The following is an 18,256-nucleotide window of genomic DNA, read 5'->3' on the forward strand; positions in this document are numbered from 1 at the left end:
CACCGGTTATCAGGCCTCCTCAAGGGTGCATCGTAGTGGAAATCCAGCTTTACGCGCCTTTAAGCGTGCCCGTCCAGCTTTTGTTTCTGCTATCGCAAAAGGAAATGTTCCACAACATCCAACGCCTTGAAAGTGAATAGTTAACATAATTTTTTCTGCTTCATCTGCCGGCTTACGGAAGACTTCACGTAAAACTTCAATGACAAATTCCATCGTTGTATAATCGTCGTTATGCATCAACACTTTAAACAGTGGTGGTGTCGATACCTGCTCTTTGATTTTTTCACAGACCTTGGTTTTCTGTCCGCTATTGGTGTCTGACTTTTCCATCAATTTAATTTTTCCTGTTCCGAATAATTCAGGTTATAATAGCACAAATAAATATCAACTAACAGTCCCGCGCACCCTTAAGGGAGAGTGAATAATGAGTTTGAGGTTAAACAACCGACGCAAACAACCAGATCTCATTCTTCGTTGCCTTGCCTGGTCGAACGGCATCGCGGTCATATCCCTGTTTGTTGCCATCTGCCTTGTCGCCATAGCCAAACCCAAACAGATGAACTTCCTTGACCACTTCTATGGCGTCCAACGCTTGAGTCCCGCCTGGGATACAAGCTTGATCAGCTATATAGGGGCGATGCTTCTCATCAGTTTCTTCGCGAGCCTTATCGGGCTTTTCCTCAACAGCAACAGACTCAGACGCAAAAAGGATCACGTTCATGCAACCTTATTTTTAACTCTGGCGGCATCGACTATCAGTCTGTTTTTTTACCTCAGATTCACGTTAAGTTGAAAACATTATAATCTAAATTAAAAAATAGCTTCCTACCCCTTGAATTTGCACTTTTATGCCTGTAGTATCCAGCAAAAGAATGCTCAACCAACTTGATCTAAAGAGAGCGTGAGATGAAACCCTTCCGAAACTATATTCTTTGCACATTATTATTTGTACTTTTAGCTTCTTCGGCGTATGCAGCCACTGGCTATATTTCTGATCAACTCATAGTGACAGTTCGAAGTGGCAAAGGCAACGAATACAAAATCCTCGAAACTCTTCCGACAGCGACACCGGTAGAGATTCTAGAAGAGGACAACGCCTACGTCAAAGTGATCACCCCAAAAGGGACAGAGGGATATATCCAGCGTCACTATGTCAGCAAGACTTCACCAAAAAGTGTTCAAATCTCCCAGCTTAAAAACACAATCAAGACGTTAGAGGAAAAACTACAGGACGAGCAGCAACGCCTTCAAACCAATGAAGAGGACACCAATACCTATCAACAACAGATAATTGACCTCTCAACACAACGAGACCAGATCCGTAAAGAGCATGAAAAGGTGGCCAGTGAATATAAAAACCTTCTGAGTAAGTCTGATAATGTCCTTAACCTGAGTACAGAGAATGATAAATTAATCGAAGAAAACAATCGATTGAATAGTGAACTTCTGCTTTTACGCGAGGAAAACCAAAACTTTCATCGTTCAAATATGATTCAATGGTTTCTAGCGGGTGGCGGCGTCCTCTTTCTTGGTTGGATCATCGGCAAGTTTTCTCAAAAAAGACAACGACGATTTTAAGCCCATAAAACAATGACCAGAAGTGATCTTTTACCCCGTAACTTATTTATCGTCCCAAAAGAGCAACTACAGCTGTGGTCAGTGTTCGCCATAAGGCCGACTATTTTCAGCGCTCTCTTGTCCTATTCTGATTAAATATCCCAACCTAAAGACTCCGGTTTTACCCATCAGCTTCAATACGTCAACGCAAAGATAAAAAACGGTTAACAAATACTCCTATTTGTGACACAATGAGGGGCGTTGGTCACAGTTCCATAGTGCTCCAAGACCATTGGCATCTTGTTGTAGCGCAAGGAATTATACGGATGGATTTTGTTATATGAATCAAGGCATTCCCACAATACTGTTTGTCGATAAAAATCAACACATTCGTGACCAGTTACAACAGCTGCTGCACGAAGAAACGTGGGTTTGTCAATTCATCTCCAGTGCCCCAGAAGCCATGGTGTTTCTGGAAAACCATCGTGTTGATCTCATCGTCTGTGACACTCAAACAGGGAACGTGGATCAATTTCAACTGCTCACCAAAGTACATAAACAGTATCCCGCAGTTGTCCGCATTGCCATGAACGGGAACAACAAACAGGATAATTTGGTTCAGACATTATCTGAAGGACACCCCCAGCAAGTCATTCCAAAACCCTGGGTCGACCAGGAGTTCAAAGAAATCATCCGTAGCGCCATACGTCAAAGCTCTCTGCAAAAGCAACATAGCCCCAAATTTCAAGCCCTGATTAATTCGACCACATTGCTTCCAGCCCTTCCGGAAAGCTATACAAACGTGCGCTCCTGCATTGGTGAGGATGAGGTTGATATAGAAAGGATGGCTTTTTTCATCGGTCAGGACGTTGCCATTTCCAGCGCCCTATTGCACTGGGCGAACTCAGCCTTGTTTGGGCAGCGTTTTCAAGTCGACACAATCAAAAAGGCAATCATTGTCCTTGGAACTGATATCGTCGAAAACCTGGTTCTCGCAGAGGCCATTACTCAAGCGATAGCGCAGAAACTGCCCAAAATTGAAGGATTTGACCTAGGCCAATTCAAAAAACATGCAATGGCATCTGCAGTTCTCGCAAGGTTGCTCATTAAATCCCTGTTCCCCTCAGACATTGTCCAACAGGATCGCGCCTTTGTTGCTGGGCTTCTGCATGATCTGGGGAAATTGGCCGCAGTGAGTTTTTTTCCGACTCAGTTCGAAGCAGCGATAACCCTTGCTATTACAAGAGAATGCCCCTTACCGGATGCTGAAGTTGAAATTTATGGAACGCAGCATGCCGAGCTTGGTAGTTTTCTCGCTGAATGGTGGACATTACCACCGTTTATTGTCAGTGCGATTCTATGGCATCACTATCCTCACGAAACGCCGATGGACAAAGAGGTTATTATTGCTGCATATGTTGCCAACCTGCTCAGTTATCAGTTTGGCTATGGTTCAAATGGAGAGACCTGTCCGCGTGTCATTACTGAAAAGTATCGTGAGAAGTTCTATCTGTCTGAAGAGGAAAATGAAATCCTCCGTTCTGAAACTGAAAAAACCGTCAACGCGCTAGCATCATGATTTGTAACTTTTTTATTGATTCATCACAACCGACTGGTTAGGGACATTACTTATGGAACCACGCAAGAGCCCAACGATCCTGACAATTGACGATGAAGAAAACATTCGTGACGGTTTGCGGATGTTTTTAGAGGATTACGATTATCGAGTCATCGAGGCTAGAAACGGTCAAGAAGGTTTGGAAATTTTTGCCCGCGAAAAACCCGACCTGGTCCTCTGTGATTTACGGATGCCAGAAGTTGATGGACTGGAAGTCATAGAAAAAATTAAAAGCGCTTCCCCCGACACCCCGATCATTGTGGTTTCTGGAACAGGTGTCATCGGCGATGCCATAGAAGCTATCCGCTGTGGCGCGTGGAATTATCTGTTAAAACCAATACAGGACATGCCCGTCCTCCTCCACGCCATCAATCAGGCTCTGGAACGTTCCCGGTTGATCATCGAAAATCGTGTGTACCAAGAACACCTGGAGGAAGAAGTCACCAGACGGACACATGCGCTGCAAAAAGCAGTCAAAGACCTGAATCAATCCAATGTAAAATTAAAAAATAGCGAGCAGAAATATCGACTCATCTTTGATAACTTGCAGGACGTTTACCTGGAAATGCGTCTGGATGGGACCATCACCGAAATCAGCCCCTCAATTTCGCACATATCACAATACCATCGCGAAGAAATTATTAATCAGAATATCGATAAAATTTTTCCCAGCTTAAGAGACCGAGAGCGTCTGTTCGACCGCTTGAGAGCTGATAATAAAATTTATGATTACGAACTCCATTTGCAGGACAAAGACGCAACACTCATTCCCTGCTCACTCAATGCCAGCTACCAACAAGGGTCAGAGCAGACCGGTGACAAGCTGTGTGCAACGCTGCGTGACGTCACCGATCGCAAGCTCGCTGAAGCTAAAATTCAACATCTCGCCTTTTATGACGCCTTAACCGAACTGCCCAACCGCCGCTTGCTTCTGGATCGCTTGGAACAAAATATTTCTCGCGCACGACGTTATGGCCATTATGGTGCGATGCTTTTCCTCGATCTGGATCGGTTCAAAAATATTAATGATTCACTGGGACACCCGGTTGGAGATTCACTATTAAAAGCGGTCTCCGCGCAACTACTCAAAGATCTGCGCAGTGACGATACGGTTTCGCGACTCGGTGGAGATGAATTTGTCATGCTTCTCTCCGACCTTGGCAACGATCCAACCGTCGCAGCGGCACGTGCACAACAAAAAGCGGAACATATCAAAGTTAAACTCTCAGAGAAGAATATGATTGACGGTCATGAGCTCCATATCACGCCAAGTATCGGTGTGGCCATGTTCCCAGCAGGAAAAAACAGCCAAGAAACCGGTGATGATATTCTCCGTTATGCCGACACGGCTATGTACCGGGCCAAAGATGATGGCCGCGATACAATCAGGTTTTTTCTCCCCAGCATGCAGGCGGCAGCAGACAACCGTCTCGCCATTGAAAAAGAATTACGTCACGCCTTGGACCGGGGAGAGCTCTCTCTTAATTTTCAACCCCAGGTCAATAGCCGTGGGACAATCCTCGGAGCAGAGACGCTGGTACGCTGGAAACACCCGGAAAAAGGCTATATTTCCCCGGCAACATTCATCCCGATTGCAGAGGCAACAGGTCTGATTCTGCCTATAGGTGAGTGGGTTTTACAGACCGCCTGCGAACATTTAAAGGATTGGAACAATCAGGGTTTATCGGTCCATCACCTTGCCGTCAATGTCAGTCCCCGGCAGTTTCGTCAGCCCAATTTTATCAGCCAGGTGCAAACCATTCTTGATAAGACGGGCGCGGACCCACGGCAACTCGGTCTTGAGTTGACCGAAGGGATGGTCATTGACAACATTCTGGACACTATTGAAAAAATGGAAGCACTTAAAAAGATGGGGATCGAGCTCTCAATTGATGACTTTGGAACAGGCTACTCATCATTGACTTATCTGAAAAAAATGCCCTTGGACATCCTCAAAATTGATCAATCATTTGTTCACGATATTGAAACAGACAGCAACGATGCAGCAATTGTCGATACAATCATCTCCATGGCAACCCATTTAGATCTTAAAGTCATTGCTGAAGGGGTAGAAACCAAATATGAGCTTGAGTTCCTGGAAGGAAAAGGTTGCCCCCTCTTTCAGGGATATCTGTTCAGCAAACCTGTGGCAAATGAGACATTCGTCGAATTGCTAAAAACCGGCAAGACACAGGGTTGAGCTCGACAGACTACGTCTTATACCGAGAATACAATTCTAAATCCCCTTATATTTCTTATCCATCATTCAACAAAATATGGTATCAACTGCATTCTATAAGAGTCTGTCTATTGAGCTAGCGTCCAAACAGGATTCTAAGTGACCACGATTTTAAAGGGAGGTACACATGAGCACGCAACCAATTGTAGAAATGCAAACCAACAAAGGGCTGATTATTATTGAATTAGACGCAGAGAAAGCCCCCATCACCACTGAGAATTTTCTTAGTTATGTTCGCGATAACTTCTTCGACCAAACTATTTTTCATCGCGTTATCCCCAATTTCATGATTCAAGGTGGAGGGTTCACCCCCGAAATGGGGCAGAAGAAAACCAAAACAGAAATCAAAAACGAAGCACACAACGGGTTGAAAAATCTGCGGGGGTCGATTGCCATGGCTCGGACTCAAGTTGTCGACAGTGCCAGCAGTCAGTTTTTTATTAATTTAGCCGACAACGACTTCCTTAACCATCAGGGGAAAACACCCAACGGTTACGGTTATGCCGTTTTCGGGCAAGTGATAAAAGGAATGGATGTTGTCGATGAGATCGCCAAAGTCAGTACTGGCAATAACGGACACCATCAGGATGTTCCCACAGAAGCAATCATTATTGAAAGTGTATCAATTCAGGAAGCGGCGGAAACGAAGTAAGTCGTTTTTTTGGAGCAAGAGCAAAATGAACTTTCCCCCGGTAACGACGCCTCGGCTCCCCGCTGAATGGGAGCCGCAGGATGCAGTGCTACTGGCCTGGCCACATGTGCAGACAGACTGGCGACCTATTCTTGATCAAGTGACAAAGGTTTATATCGAGCTTATCCGTCAGATCAGCCGATTTGAAACAGTCATTGTGATTGCGCCAGAACTGCAGATTGTTCGTGATGCGGTCAAACAAGCCGGAATTGACCACTCCCGTCTTATTCTCATCCAAATTGATACCAACGACACCTGGACGCGTGATTTCGGGCCAATCACCATATACACAGGCAACAAACCCCAACTCCTTGACTTTACTTTTAACGGTTGGGGCTTGAAGTTTCCGGCAACCAAGGACAACCAGGCGACCTCACAATTATACAATACGGGGAGATTCAGCAACGCCTTGAAAACCACCATCGACTTCGTTCTTGAAGGTGGCAGTATTGAAACCAACGGTTCGGGAACGATGCTGACAACATCGGCATGCCTTCTCAACCCGAACCGCAATCCACACATGGATAAAAAAGCCCTGGAATTAACCCTTTCACAATATTTTGGATGTGATCACGTTCTCTGGCTCGAACACGGCTGGCTCGCAGGAGATGATACCGATTCACACATTGACACCTTAGCCCGCCTTTGTCCTGATGATGTCATTCTCTATGTCCGTTGTAACGACAGCGAAGACGAGCATTATTCAGAACTTAAATCCATGGAACAACAACTGCAAACATTTAAAACCCCCGATGGACGCCCTTACCAGTTAGTGCCCCTTCCCTGGCCACACGCATGCTATGACGACGGTGACCGTTTACCAGCATCCTACGCCAACTATCTGCTTATCAATGCGGCAGTGCTGGTTCCGACCTATAATGACCCTGCGGACTCCCAGGCCATAAACATTATCGGCAAAGTCTTCCCAGATCGAGAGATTATCGGCGTTGATTGCCGCGCTCTGATCAAACAGCATGGTTCCCTCCATTGTATTACGATGCAAATACCTCAAGGAGTTTTAGCGTGAGCCGTCTAAAGACCGCCTTGGTGCAACAGAGTTGCGCTGCGAATCAAGAGGAGAATGTCAGCAAAAGTTGTGAACAAATCCGGCTTGCAGCAGCAGCTGGGGCCGAACTTATTATATTGCCGGAGTTACACTGCACCCCTTATTTTTGCCAAACAGAAGATCTGGCTAATTTTGATTTAGCAGTAAATGTTCCTGGTCCTATCACCCATAAGTTTGCTCAACTGGCAGAAAAATTGGGCATCGTCCTCGTCATTTCACTGTTTGAGAAGCGTGCAGCGGGGCTGTACCACAACACTGCCGTTGTTTTGGAAAAGGACGGCTCCATTGCCGGCATCTATCGAAAGATGCATATCCCTGACGACCCTGGTTACTACGAAAAATTCTACTTCACCCCCGGGGATCTCGGCTTCACTCCGATTCAAACCTCTGTAGGGAAACTTGGTGTTCTTATCTGTTGGGACCAATGGTACCCCGAAGCAGCTCGATTAATGGCTTTAGCGGGCGCAGAAGTATTGATCTATCCAACCGCCATTGGCCACGACCAAAGAGACGACTGCGAAGAACAGCAACGGCAGACAACCGCCTGGATGACCGTACAGCAAGGACACGCTATAGCCAACGGGACCCCAACCATTGCGGTTAATCGAGTCGGTTATGAAGCTGATCCAAGTCAGGTCACGCCAGGGATACATTTTTGGGGAAACAGTTTTATTGCCGGTTGTCAGGGAGAAATACTGGCTCAGGCGAGTGCAAATAAGGAAGAAATTTTATACGGTGATATCGACCTGACCCAAAGCGAGAAAGTCAGGAAGATCTGGCCATTCTTCCGTGACCGGAGGATTGATCAATATCAAGAAATCTTAAAACTATATCGCGAGGAGTGATACGAAAGAAAAAAGGGCAAACCAGCAGGAGCTTGCCCTTTTTTCTTATCCTCGGTTGACGCTACGATCTGCTTAGATTCAGAGTCCAGCGCGAGAACGGAGTGAATCCACGCGGTCGGTTACTTCCCAGGTAAAACCAGGCAATTCTCGCCCAAAATGACCATAGGCTGCGGTCTGCCGATAAATAGGCCGGAGAAGATCAAGCTGTTGGATAATCGCAGCAGGTCGCATATCAAATTCTTCCCGAACAATTTTAGCAATTTTATCTGAGGGAACCTTTCCGGTGCCGAAAGCATTGATCATCACCGAAACGGGCTCAGCAACTCCGATGGCGTAAGCAAGTTGAACTTCACATTTACTGGCTAATCCAGCAGCGACAATATTCTTGGCAACATAACGTGCCATATAAGACGCACTGCGATCAACCTTTGAAGGGTCCTTGCCACTGAACGCCCCACCGCCATGAGACCCTTGACCACCATAAGTATCAACAATGATCTTCCGCCCCGTTAAGCCACAATCGCCCATTGGACCTCCGACAACAAAACGACCGGTCGGGTTGATGAGATAACGGGTTTGACTATCCAGAAGATCGGCTGGCAAAAGAGGCTTAATGACCTCCTCGATAATGGCATCTCTCAGATCTTCGTAGGCAACTTCGGGACTATGTTGAGTCGAAATGACAACTGTGTCAATGCGGGTTGGTTTGTCATCAACATACTCTATAGAAACTTGTGATTTACTGTCTGGACGCAAAAAATCAAGGGTATTGTTCTTGCGAACATCGGCCAGCTTTTTTGTTAATTTATGCGCGAGGGTAATCGGCATCGGCATGAGTTCTGGGGTTTCATCACAGGCAAAACCAAACATCAGCCCCTGATCACCAGCCCCTTGTTCGACAAAAAGACCTTCCCCCTCACTGACTCCTTGAGAGATGTCGGGAGATTGTTGATCAATTGAAGTCAACACTGCACAAGTTTTATAATCAAATCCAATCGCGGAATCGTTATAACCTATATCTTTAATAGTTTGGCGGACAATTGCCGGCAAATCAGCATAAGCTGTTGTCGTAATTTCACCAGCAATAACAGCCATACCGGTTGTAACTAATGTTTCACAGGCCACCCGGGCCTTTGGATCCTGTTCTAGAATAGCATCCAGAACAGCATCGGAAATCTGATCTGCAACCTTATCGGGGTGCCCCTCTCCAACAGATTCAGAAGTAAATAAAAAATCGGTCATTGCCATATCTCAGTACCCTTTCAATTTCACTTTATTATTCGCTTTATTGTATTGGTGGTTGCGCGAAAATCGCTGGCAACCGTCTACGCATTTCTGCTTCAATTATTGTAGAGACTTCTTTACTTGTCGACAACAATAATAATTGTTTGACTAGGGTGGCACCATCTTGCTTGGAAACTTGACGTAAAACCCGCTTTACCCTGGGAACACATGCTGGATTCATGGAAAGCTCATGAAACCCCAAACCAACAAGGACAAGAGCATAAAGCGGTTCTCCTGCCATCTCACCGCAAATACACACCTCTATCCCTGCTTCATTTGCAGCATCACAGGTCATTTTCAGAGCTCGCAATATTGCCGGATGCAAAGGGTCATACAGGTAGGCGACATGTTCATTACCACGATCTACAGCGAGGAAGTATTGGATCAAATCATTTGTCCCAACCGAGAAAAAATCGACCTCTTTGGCTAACAGCGGAGCAATCATCACTGCTGAGGGCGTTTCGATCATAATTCCAATAGCAAGATCGGGATCATAGCTGATCCCTTCCTTGTCCAACTGAGCCTGGATATCGCCAAGCATTTTCTTACAGGCACGAATTTCGGCAACGCCACTGATCATCGGAAATAAAATTCGAACACGTCCACAACTAGAGGCCCTCAATATGGCCCTTAACTGGATTTTAAACAGTTGTTCTTCATGAAGAGAGAAACGGATCGCTCGCAATCCCATGGCCGGGTTTGCCTCATCATCAAGATTAAGTTCAGGGACAAATTTATCACCACCGATATCGAGAGTTCTAATCGTAACGGGATCACCTTCAGCCTGTTTAAGAATTTCACAATACGATTGGAATTGCTCCTCTTCATCTGGCGGGGCACTACGGCCAAGATAGAGAAACTCTGTCCGATATAGACCGATCCCTTCGGCAGCATGTTTTTTAATCTGGATCACATCACTGCTAATCTCAAGATTTCCGCGCAAAGGGATATGAACCTGATCTTTAGTGATTGACGGAAGGTCTCGATATTGTTCAAGGTCTTGCTCCAAACAGTCATAAGACTGCTTGTGGATGAGGTATTCCTGCAGGGTCTTTTCCGAAGGTTTAAGAATAACGACGCCAGAAAAACCATCAACAATGGCTGTCATCCCATCGACGACCATTGCGGTTATCGACTCCAGACCGACGACGGCAGGAATGTCTAATGACCGTGCAAGAATTGCGGTATGAGAAGTTCGCCCTCCCTTACCGGTAATAAATCCGAGGACATGAGAGCGGTCCATCTGTATCGTTTCAGCCGGTGACAGGTCATGAGCAACGACGATAGACGAGCTCCCAATCTTGTCAATGTTCCGTTCGCTGACTCCCATCAATATTCGGAGTAGCCGATCACCGACCGCGTCAACATCTGAGCGTCTCTCGCGCAAATATTCATCATCAATACTATCAAACAGCGCACGCAGCTTCTCAAGGACCCGCGTCAACGCACCCTCAACATTGACCAATGCACGGATCTCTTTCTTTGTCCCTTCGACCAACATTTCATCTTCAAGAATAAGCAGATGGGTATCAAGAATATAGAGATGTTCACGTAAATGAGGTTGCTTCGAAACGGTTTTTTTAATTTTTTGTAACTGCTCACGGGCTTGATCGATCGCCTGTTGAAAGCGGGATATTTCCGCATCCACCTCAGATCCGTTGATGAGGGACTGGTCCACCAATGGGCGTTGGTCAATCAAGTTGACCTTGCCGATAGCAATTCCCGGTGAAACCCCCATGCCAACCAGGTATGTATCTGTTGCGACGTTAATCTTCCCCAAAACCATCCTCAATCAATTCTGTTATAATTTTCATTGCTTGCTCTTCGTCGGCACCTGTCACGGTCACAGAAATGTCGGTGCCCTGTGGTGCTGCAAGAAGTAAAATTCCCATAATACTCTTGCCATTTACTTCCACATCATCCTTAACCAGAGCGATCTCTGAATCAAATTTATTCGCCGCCTGCACCAGTTGAGCAGCAGCCCTAGCATGCAATCCAAGTCGATTTCTTATTGTAAAACTTTTATTTTGCATAATTATTTCAACCCCCAGGATTCCAGCAAACAAATCATGTCAGCCCCAAATAAACCAATCAAAAAAATGCTGCCTCCGGTGATAAGAATGAGCAATAAGGGAGACAAACCCTGTCGAGCCACAAGCACTAAGATCACCATCGGGATAAGAGTTAGCATCCCTAACCAACTCGGCAAACCCACTTGGTTTAAATGAGAATAGACCATAAAGGCACTCAGGCCACCAAGGACAACAACAGCAGCTTCTTTCGTATGGATGGCCCAATCAGGAAGCCTGTGTTGTTGGATAAATTCAACTGACCTCATCCCCTGACGGTAACCCCGCGCGAAAAAAACAGTACGAAACCACATCGGCAAAATATTGTACACAAGAAGAAAAATCAGGGGCGCCCACAATATCCCTTTAATGGCAAAGAACAGCGCAACACCCGCTGCGAGTGGACGCACTCCCCCCCAGAAAAGGGCATCACCAATCGCAGCGTATGGCGCTGCCACCATCTCTTTAAAATCATCAGCCTCAAGTGCCGGATCCACGATTCCTTGCGCACGATCTTCTTCTAACTTTAAAACAGCGCCTGCAACCATAGGGGCAAGATAGACATGGGTATTAAAATAACCGGCATATTTGCGACTGACAGTTAGCAGTTTTTCTCCACTATAGAGCTTTTTTAACCCCGGTAAGAGACAATAGAAAAAACCAATCCCCTGGAGACGCTCGAAGTTCCAACTCGCCTGCAATAGGAGCAAGCGAAACCAGATATAAATACGGGTCTTTCGAGGGATAGCCATCTCTACACCAACCACATCAGCAGAAAAGCCATACCAAACGAGGTACAAAACAGTGTCAACGCCCTACTGACATTAATTGTTCCAAGGATAACGGCGATACCAACCAGAGGAAAAGCTAACTGAATCCAACCCGATGAATGGCTCAAAGGGTGTTGCAGAAACGGCCACAGTAAAGGAATCGTCAATAATCCACCGAGCATAATGACCGCGTAAGTCCCGATTGCTGCGAGTGAAAAGCTTCCCAAGCCTCGCAAGTGCTGTAATTCTGCTGTTAACAATGAACCATTCTCAAGGGCCGAATCCACTTTTTTGGTTAAGCGAATATTGTATTGTCTGGCATAGTGATCGAAATATTGACCGACTTTTCCAAGCGGAATAGCTATCAACAAACATAAGAGAAACAACTCAGTCCCTGAAGCCGATAAGGTCTTTGCCATGATAATGGCCAAGACACTTGAAGAGATCGCAACTTGAGTATCATCGGGTGGAATAGCGGCCCCAACAGGTAACCGGGCTAACCATAATAATTCCACCATAACACCGATCTGTAAACCGATCAGAGGTTCGCCCAGCAACAAAGCCGTCAGCGGTGCGGCGACAATAGGTCTGGAAATCATAATCTGGAGGATCGCGACACGATCCAAGCCGCAAACTAAAGAGACCAGGGCACCAATAGTCAAGCTAGCAACCATTATTTTTTCCCTTTACAAGCAGGAATCAGCTTCCTCCAAGAGCGCTCACTCTCAGCAGGAACACAACGTGAGGTAATCTTGATACCGGCCTGATCCAGTATTTCCAAGTCATCCAGATCGCTTGGATTTAAGAACAAAGTACAACTGAACCGTTCCTTACCTTTGTCTGCCTGCAAATTACCAAGATTGAGGCGGCTATATACCAACCCTTCGCGATATGCAGAGACAGCATCTGCTGTGGTACCGAACAGCAAGAGAACCCGGCAGCAGTCAAGCTTGGTAGATTTCAATAAAGCAACAGACTCTGCTACGGTTCCTATTTCTACCCGTATCCGGCTGGGAACAGAGACTTGCATCATCATTTTTTTAAGAGGATTGCCAGCGATATCATCATTCGCGACAACAATACAGTCCGCCCTGACAAACGGGACCCAAGCCTCTAAAACTTGACCATGGATTAATCGGTTATCAATGCGAGTCAATACAAGATTCATCAATTCTCCAGGATGTTGACCTATCGAACCGAACGTAGAAGTTCAGAAGGACGCATAATTGCATTTTGAGCATAGTCTTTAAGGAGTGTCGCCAATCCATTTAAGTCGTGATCTTCGCGAGAACTGATCCCTTTGAGAAGCATGGGTAAATTAACCCCGGTCAGAATTTCTATATCACCGTCCTGCAAAAATTCAGCACTGAGATTCGTAGGGGTTCCACCGAACAGATCAGTCAAAATAATCACCCCGTCTTGATTGTTGTTCACCGCCTTTAAAGCCTGCTGGAGTTTCTCTTTGGCAACATCAATGGACATGTCACGACTGATGCTGACAGCTGCAATAGACCTGACTGGCCCGAGTATTAACTCTGCAGCGTGCAGGAGCTCATCAGCGATTCCAGCATGAGAAACCAAGACAATACCAATCATCGGCTATCCTTTTTCAATATCACGATGATTGATACGCAAGGCAACCTCTGGAGCAGGAAAACTTCGGTAAAGGTCCTCAACAATTGATACGCTTCTGTGCCGTCCACCGGTACAACCAATGGCAATAGTCAAATAACTCTTCCCTTCATCTCGGTAATGAGGCAGTAAAAAAGCCAACAAAGGGTCGAGATAATGGCGAAAATCACAGCAAGCCTGTTGGGACGTAACATATTGGCGTAACCGCGAATCCAACCCCGTAAGTGGCCTTAACTCTTCTATATAATGGGGGTTAGGTAAAAAACGGACATCAAAAACCAGATCTGCTGCAGGTGGAAGGCCGTAACGATAGCCAAAAGACTCCAGGTTGACAATGAGATGAGAGGTGTTTTTTTCACCGATAAAAGCCAGCATCAGATCGCGTAGCTGCCGGGAATTCAAGCTACTGGAGTCGATCACCTTGGTTGCGCTATCCCGCAACATCCGCAGTTGTTGCCGCTCTTTATCGATCCCCTTCTGAACAGTCTGTGACTCTGCCAGTGGATGGGCACGACGGGTCTCTGAATAACGCCGCTGCAGGACTTCATCTGCAGCTTCAAAAAACAAGATATCCAGTTTATATCCATTGTGGGTTAATTGCTTGAAGGTCTCTTGGTAATCGGTCAGGAAGCCTCGATTCCGGACATCAATAACAACGGCAACATCTGCGTTCGGGTTCAGCCCCTCACCAACCCGGTGCATAAAATCAGGGAGCATCACCAAAGGCAAATTGTCGACGACAAAAAAACCCTGGTCTTCAAAAACATGAGCGGCGGTACTTTTCCCAGAGCCAGACAGGCCGGTGATGATCAGAAGTCGCCGACTCATTCAAGATCCTCCCCAATGATGGAATGAGAATGAAGATGCGCCGCTGCTGCCATCCGTTTTTCTAAAAGTTCCTGAAACTCCCGCGCACTATGATAGCCCATCTCTTTCAAGAGTTGATTCCTTGCTGCCACCTCAACAATTGTACTGATATTCCGCCCTGGTGCGACAGGTATGCGGGCAAACGGGAGATCAACCCCATGGAGACTAAAAGTCTTTTCATCGACACCGAGTCGATCATATTCTTTCCCATCTTCCCATTTGACCAATTCGATAACCAGATCAATTTTTTTACGTTCCCTGATTGCCGCGACACCAAATAGATGCTTGATATTCAGAATCCCCAAGCCCCGTATTTCCATATGATAATTGAGCAGATCCATTCCTTCGCCAAAAACGACGGCAGGGAGTTTAAACCGCACCTTAATGATATCGTCAGCGACCAGACGGTAACCGCGTAAAATCAACTCCAGCGCACATTCACTTTTACCGACACCACTTTTCCCCTGTAACAAAACCCCAAGACCAAGGACATCCACCAACACGCCATGCAAGGTCGAAGTCGGTAGCAACCTCTCTTCCAAAAAACGGGTCAGCAACGCAATAAAGTTTGAACTGAGGTGCTTAGTCCGCAAGAGGGGAGTCCCTCCCACCTCTGAAAGTTCAATAATGTAGTCTGGAACTTGTTGATTTTTAGTGACAATCAGGCAGGAAAGATTGTTGCTGCAGAGGCTCCGCAACACTCCAATGGCTTTATCTTCCGGCATCATTTTCAGAAAACTCAATTCAGTTGAGCCAATGATCTGCACCCGTTCTGGATGCAAGCTATCGGTATACCCGGCGAGGGCAAGACCAAGTTTCTGAATTCGCGGAACAGAGACAGTCTTCGACAATCCAACAGCCCCTGACAACAGCTCAAGGTCAAGGCCTGCTTCTTTTTCATCAAGGATTTCCTGGATTGTCAGTTTTGTCATAATATTATGGGCTGATCACCATCGCATTGATATCAGGTCAGGCAATCAGTCTTATCCTTCGGCATCAAGAATAACCTGATAAATCGCTTTTTGGTCAGCAGCCTCTAGCAATTTTTTTCTAACAGCAGCGTCTTTCAAGAGTTTGGAGATTCTAGCCAAAGTCTTCAAATGAATGCCAACCGATTCTTCAGGTGCAATTAACAAAAAGAACAGATAAGCCGGTTGACCATCCATTGAATCAAAATCGACCCCAGAACGGCTACGGCCAAAGACTAACTTCAGCTCAGGAATGCCAGCGAGTTTGCCGTGGGGAATAGCCACACCATCGCCAATGCCAGTGCTACCGAGTCTCTCTCGTTCTTCGAGTACAGCAATAACGTCATCACGATTCAAGGTAGGTTCACAAGAGAGCAACGAGTCCGTCAGCTCACGAAGTGCATTGGGTTTATCTTTAGCCTGCAGATCGGCGACGATAGCCTTTGGGTCAAGAATCTCTGATATTTTCATAATCACAATCTTATTTGGACAGCAAATAAACTACGGGCCCCCTCCTGTTACGGAAAAGGCCCGTTCACAAATGATTAACTTCCCTGGGGAACAATTAATCCATAGTTTCCATCTTTACGACGATAAACAACATTCATCTCTTCAGAATTATCATCGGTAAAAGCGAGAAAATCTTTATCCAGAAGATCCATCTGCATCACCGCTTCTTCGACCGACATCGGCTTCACAGAAAATGAATGACTACGGATAATTTCTGGACTGCCATCTCCCTCATCAACGCTGGTTGCTGCAAATATCGTTTTTTCAAGTCGGCGTTGAGTGCCACTATCAACTTTATGTCGCTTTAATTTGTCTTTATAACGCTTCAACTGCCGCTCAATTTTATCAACCATTAAATCGATAGCAGCATACATATCTTCCCTGCTCTCAGTGCTTTTCATGGTCAGCCCTTTAGCGACCATAGTAACCTCTGCGCGGTGATTTATTTTTTTTTGCACCGACAGAACCACTTGTGCATCAATAGGTTCTTCAATGTACTTTTTAACTCGATCAAGCTTTTCTTCCACATAGTTGCGAATAGCATCACTGCTTTCCATGTGACGGAAGGTAACGGCAATTTGCATAAGGCAACCTCCTTGCTTCTACAGATTTCGGAATGAAATCTGGCTTAGTCTGATTATAACGCAAATTCATCCATGAAACATCTCTATCTCACGGAAAAATCAAAACAGCCTTTTTCGCTCTGTTGACGACCCTAAACCGAGCATCTCCCGATATTTGGTCACAGTACGACGAGCGATATTTATATCTTGTTCTGCTAAAAGATGAACGATTTTCTGATCAGAATAGGGCTTTTGGGGGTTTTCTTCAGCAATAATCTCTTTAATGCGACTTTTGACGCTCTCTGAAGCAATGGATTCACCATCGGCAGTATTGATGCCACTGTTGAAAAAATATTTTAGTTCAAACAGCCCTTGTGGGGTTTGCACATATTTGTTGGTTGTCACTCGACTCACGGTTGATTCATGCATTTCAATATCATCAGCAACATCGCGCAACACCAAAGGTTTCAAATGTTCAATCCCATGATCGAAAAATTCTCTTTGGAATTTAACAATACTTTTTGTAACTTTATAGATAGTTCGTTGGCGCTGATGAATACTCTTTATCAACCAGAGCGCACTCCGCATCTTGTCCTGAATATACTCTCCGGCTTTCTTGTCCACGACCTTTGAATCGGTTAACGCATTACGATAAAAAGAATTAATCCGTAAATTGGGTAAGCCATCATCGTTTTGCGTTACAACATATTCATCGCCGACCTTATGGACAAAAATATCGGGAGAGATGTAGTGAACATCCTCTTCATTATAAGCCCTACCCGGACGCGGATCTAAACCGGAAATCAGTTTGGCAGCACTCAAAATATCGGCTAAAGACACTTTTAACGCTTTGGCGATCACTGAGTACTTACGTCCTTCCAACTCTCCAATATAATCACGCAAAATGGTTGCAGCCAGAGATTCAGACAAATCCAGCCGCTCAAGTTGCAACAACAAGCACTCCTGAAGATTGCGACATGCGACCCCTGCAGGATCAAATTGCTGTACCAGTTTGCAAGCTGATTCAAAAATTTCCACCTCACGACCGGAAGCAACCGCCATCTCTTCAAGGCTTGCATGGAGATAGCCGACATCATCCAGGTTACCGATAATTTCAGCGGCAGCTAAACGTTCTTCTTCTGGAAAGGATGAAAGATTCAGCTGCCACATCAGATGGTCATTAAGGCTGCTATGTCGCGTCAACAAACTCTCAAAAGAGGGGCGGTCCTCATGATCTTCATAACTGTTGCGGCTATCACTGCTATTCAGATTGTAACCTTCTAGATAGGTCTGCCAATCAATATCGTTCATCCCCTCGGAGTCGGCCTTAACTTCCTGCTCAGGAGTAGATTCTGCAAGAGGACCCTCTTCTCCCTCTCGGTTGGAACCCCCATCTTCATGTTCTTCCTTGCCCTCGACACCCTCTTCAAGTAATGGATTCTCAGCCAGTTCCTCAGTGACAACATCAACCAATTCCATCCGTGACAACTGCAAGAGCTTAATTGCTTGTTGCAGCTGAGGAGTCATCACCAACTGTTGACTGAGTTTAACCTGAAGTCGAAGATCAAGAGCCATAA

At 45.7% G+C, this 18,256-nt stretch carries 20 protein-coding genes; 6 read left to right on the top strand and 14 right to left on the bottom strand.

Translation table 11 applies throughout. From position 1 onward, the window contains the following. Positions 1 to 9: 9 nt before the first annotated feature. Entirely contained in the window at positions 10 to 330 is a 321-nt protein-coding gene (locus BLU87_RS07940) for an ATP-dependent Clp protease adaptor ClpS (RefSeq protein WP_092346474.1), read from the bottom strand. A 106-nt stretch (positions 331 to 436) separates the two neighbouring features. Next, positions 437 to 721: a hypothetical protein gene (locus tag BLU87_RS07945; protein ID WP_092346476.1), complete on the bottom strand. Its 285-nt coding sequence runs from the start codon at positions 719 to 721 to the stop codon at positions 437 to 439. Between the two features lie 185 nt (positions 722 to 906). Here BLU87_RS07945 and BLU87_RS07950 point away from each other — a divergent pair, with 185 nt between their 5' ends. The 6 genes from BLU87_RS07950 to BLU87_RS07975 all read left to right on the top strand — a co-directional run bounded on the left by BLU87_RS07950 (position 907) and on the right by BLU87_RS07975 (position 8,016). Continuing rightward, a complete protein-coding gene (locus tag BLU87_RS07950) occupies positions 907 to 1,578 on the top strand; it encodes a TIGR04211 family SH3 domain-containing protein (RefSeq protein ID WP_092346478.1) in 672 nt (223 codons plus the stop codon). A gap of 319 nt (positions 1,579 to 1,897) precedes the next feature. After that, entirely contained in the window at positions 1,898 to 3,136 is a 1,239-nt protein-coding gene (locus tag BLU87_RS07955; RefSeq protein WP_092346480.1) for a response regulator, read from the top strand. A 52-nt stretch (positions 3,137 to 3,188) separates the two neighbouring features. Further along, positions 3,189 to 5,375, top strand: a complete 2,187-nt coding sequence (locus BLU87_RS07960) for an EAL domain-containing protein (protein ID WP_092346482.1) — start codon at positions 3,189 to 3,191, stop codon at positions 5,373 to 5,375. A gap of 166 nt (positions 5,376 to 5,541) precedes the next feature. Beyond that, complete coding sequence (locus tag BLU87_RS07965; protein ID WP_092346484.1) at positions 5,542 to 6,066, top strand: peptidylprolyl isomerase; 525 nt, start codon at positions 5,542 to 5,544, stop codon at positions 6,064 to 6,066. Positions 6,067 to 6,091: 25 nt separating this feature from the next. Then, a complete protein-coding gene (locus tag BLU87_RS07970) occupies positions 6,092 to 7,132 on the top strand; it encodes an agmatine deiminase family protein (RefSeq protein WP_092346486.1) in 1,041 nt (346 codons plus the stop codon). Then, positions 7,129 to 8,016, top strand: coding sequence for a carbon-nitrogen hydrolase (locus BLU87_RS07975; RefSeq protein ID WP_092346488.1), 888 nt, complete (start codon positions 7,129 to 7,131; stop codon positions 8,014 to 8,016). The genes BLU87_RS07970 and BLU87_RS07975 overlap by 4 nt, the downstream gene beginning before the upstream one ends. Positions 8,017 to 8,094: 78 nt before the next feature. Here the strand turns inward: BLU87_RS07975 and metK are convergent, their stop codons facing one another. From metK to rpoN, 12 genes are all read right to left on the bottom strand, one after another. Beyond that, positions 8,095 to 9,264, bottom strand: a complete 1,170-nt coding sequence (gene metK / locus BLU87_RS07980) for a methionine adenosyltransferase (RefSeq protein WP_092346490.1) — start codon at positions 9,262 to 9,264, stop codon at positions 8,095 to 8,097. Positions 9,265 to 9,301: 37 nt separating this feature from the next. Further along, complete coding sequence (ptsP, locus tag BLU87_RS07985; protein WP_281242525.1) at positions 9,302 to 11,080, bottom strand: phosphoenolpyruvate--protein phosphotransferase; 1,779 nt, start codon at positions 11,078 to 11,080, stop codon at positions 9,302 to 9,304. Then, the gene (locus tag BLU87_RS07990) at positions 11,067 to 11,333 is read right to left on the bottom strand and encodes an HPr family phosphocarrier protein (RefSeq protein WP_092346494.1); all 267 of its coding nucleotides are present in this window, start codon (positions 11,331 to 11,333) and stop codon (positions 11,067 to 11,069) included. The genes ptsP and BLU87_RS07990 overlap by 14 nt, the downstream gene beginning before the upstream one ends. A gap of 2 nt (positions 11,334 to 11,335) precedes the next feature. After that, entirely contained in the window at positions 11,336 to 12,121 is a 786-nt protein-coding gene (locus BLU87_RS07995; RefSeq protein ID WP_092346496.1) for a PTS system mannose/fructose/sorbose family transporter subunit IID, read from the bottom strand. A gap of 2 nt (positions 12,122 to 12,123) precedes the next feature. Continuing rightward, entirely contained in the window at positions 12,124 to 12,813 is a 690-nt protein-coding gene (locus tag BLU87_RS08000) for a PTS sugar transporter subunit IIC (protein WP_092346498.1), read from the bottom strand. After that, positions 12,813 to 13,307, bottom strand: coding sequence for a PTS sugar transporter subunit IIB (locus BLU87_RS08005; RefSeq protein WP_092346500.1), 495 nt, complete (start codon positions 13,305 to 13,307; stop codon positions 12,813 to 12,815). The genes BLU87_RS08000 and BLU87_RS08005 overlap by 1 nt, the downstream gene beginning before the upstream one ends. Positions 13,308 to 13,327: 20 nt before the next feature. Further along, on the bottom strand, positions 13,328 to 13,735 hold the full coding sequence (locus BLU87_RS08010) for a PTS sugar transporter subunit IIA (protein ID WP_092346502.1): 408 nt from the start codon (positions 13,733 to 13,735) through the stop codon (positions 13,328 to 13,330). 3 nt (positions 13,736 to 13,738) lie between these two features. Continuing rightward, positions 13,739 to 14,599: an RNase adapter RapZ gene (gene rapZ / locus BLU87_RS08015; protein WP_092346504.1), complete on the bottom strand. Its 861-nt coding sequence runs from the start codon at positions 14,597 to 14,599 to the stop codon at positions 13,739 to 13,741. After that, positions 14,596 to 15,570, bottom strand: coding sequence for an HPr(Ser) kinase/phosphatase (gene hprK / locus BLU87_RS08020; RefSeq protein WP_092346506.1), 975 nt, complete (start codon positions 15,568 to 15,570; stop codon positions 14,596 to 14,598). The genes rapZ and hprK overlap by 4 nt, the downstream gene beginning before the upstream one ends. 51 nt (positions 15,571 to 15,621) lie before the next feature. Beyond that, positions 15,622 to 16,077, bottom strand: coding sequence for a PTS sugar transporter subunit IIA (locus tag BLU87_RS08025; RefSeq protein ID WP_092346508.1), 456 nt, complete (start codon positions 16,075 to 16,077; stop codon positions 15,622 to 15,624). A 74-nt stretch (positions 16,078 to 16,151) separates the two neighbouring features. After that, the gene (hpf, locus tag BLU87_RS08030; RefSeq protein ID WP_092346510.1) at positions 16,152 to 16,700 is read right to left on the bottom strand and encodes a ribosome hibernation-promoting factor, HPF/YfiA family; all 549 of its coding nucleotides are present in this window, start codon (positions 16,698 to 16,700) and stop codon (positions 16,152 to 16,154) included. A 99-nt stretch (positions 16,701 to 16,799) separates the two neighbouring features. Further along, complete coding sequence (gene rpoN / locus BLU87_RS08035; protein ID WP_092346512.1) at positions 16,800 to 18,254, bottom strand: RNA polymerase factor sigma-54; 1,455 nt, start codon at positions 18,252 to 18,254, stop codon at positions 16,800 to 16,802. Positions 18,255 to 18,256 lie beyond the last annotated feature (2 nt).

The sequence above is a fragment of the Desulfuromusa kysingii genome, assembly GCF_900107645.1.
Classification (GTDB): Bacteria; Desulfobacterota; Desulfuromonadia; order Desulfuromonadales; family Geopsychrobacteraceae; genus Desulfuromusa; species Desulfuromusa kysingii.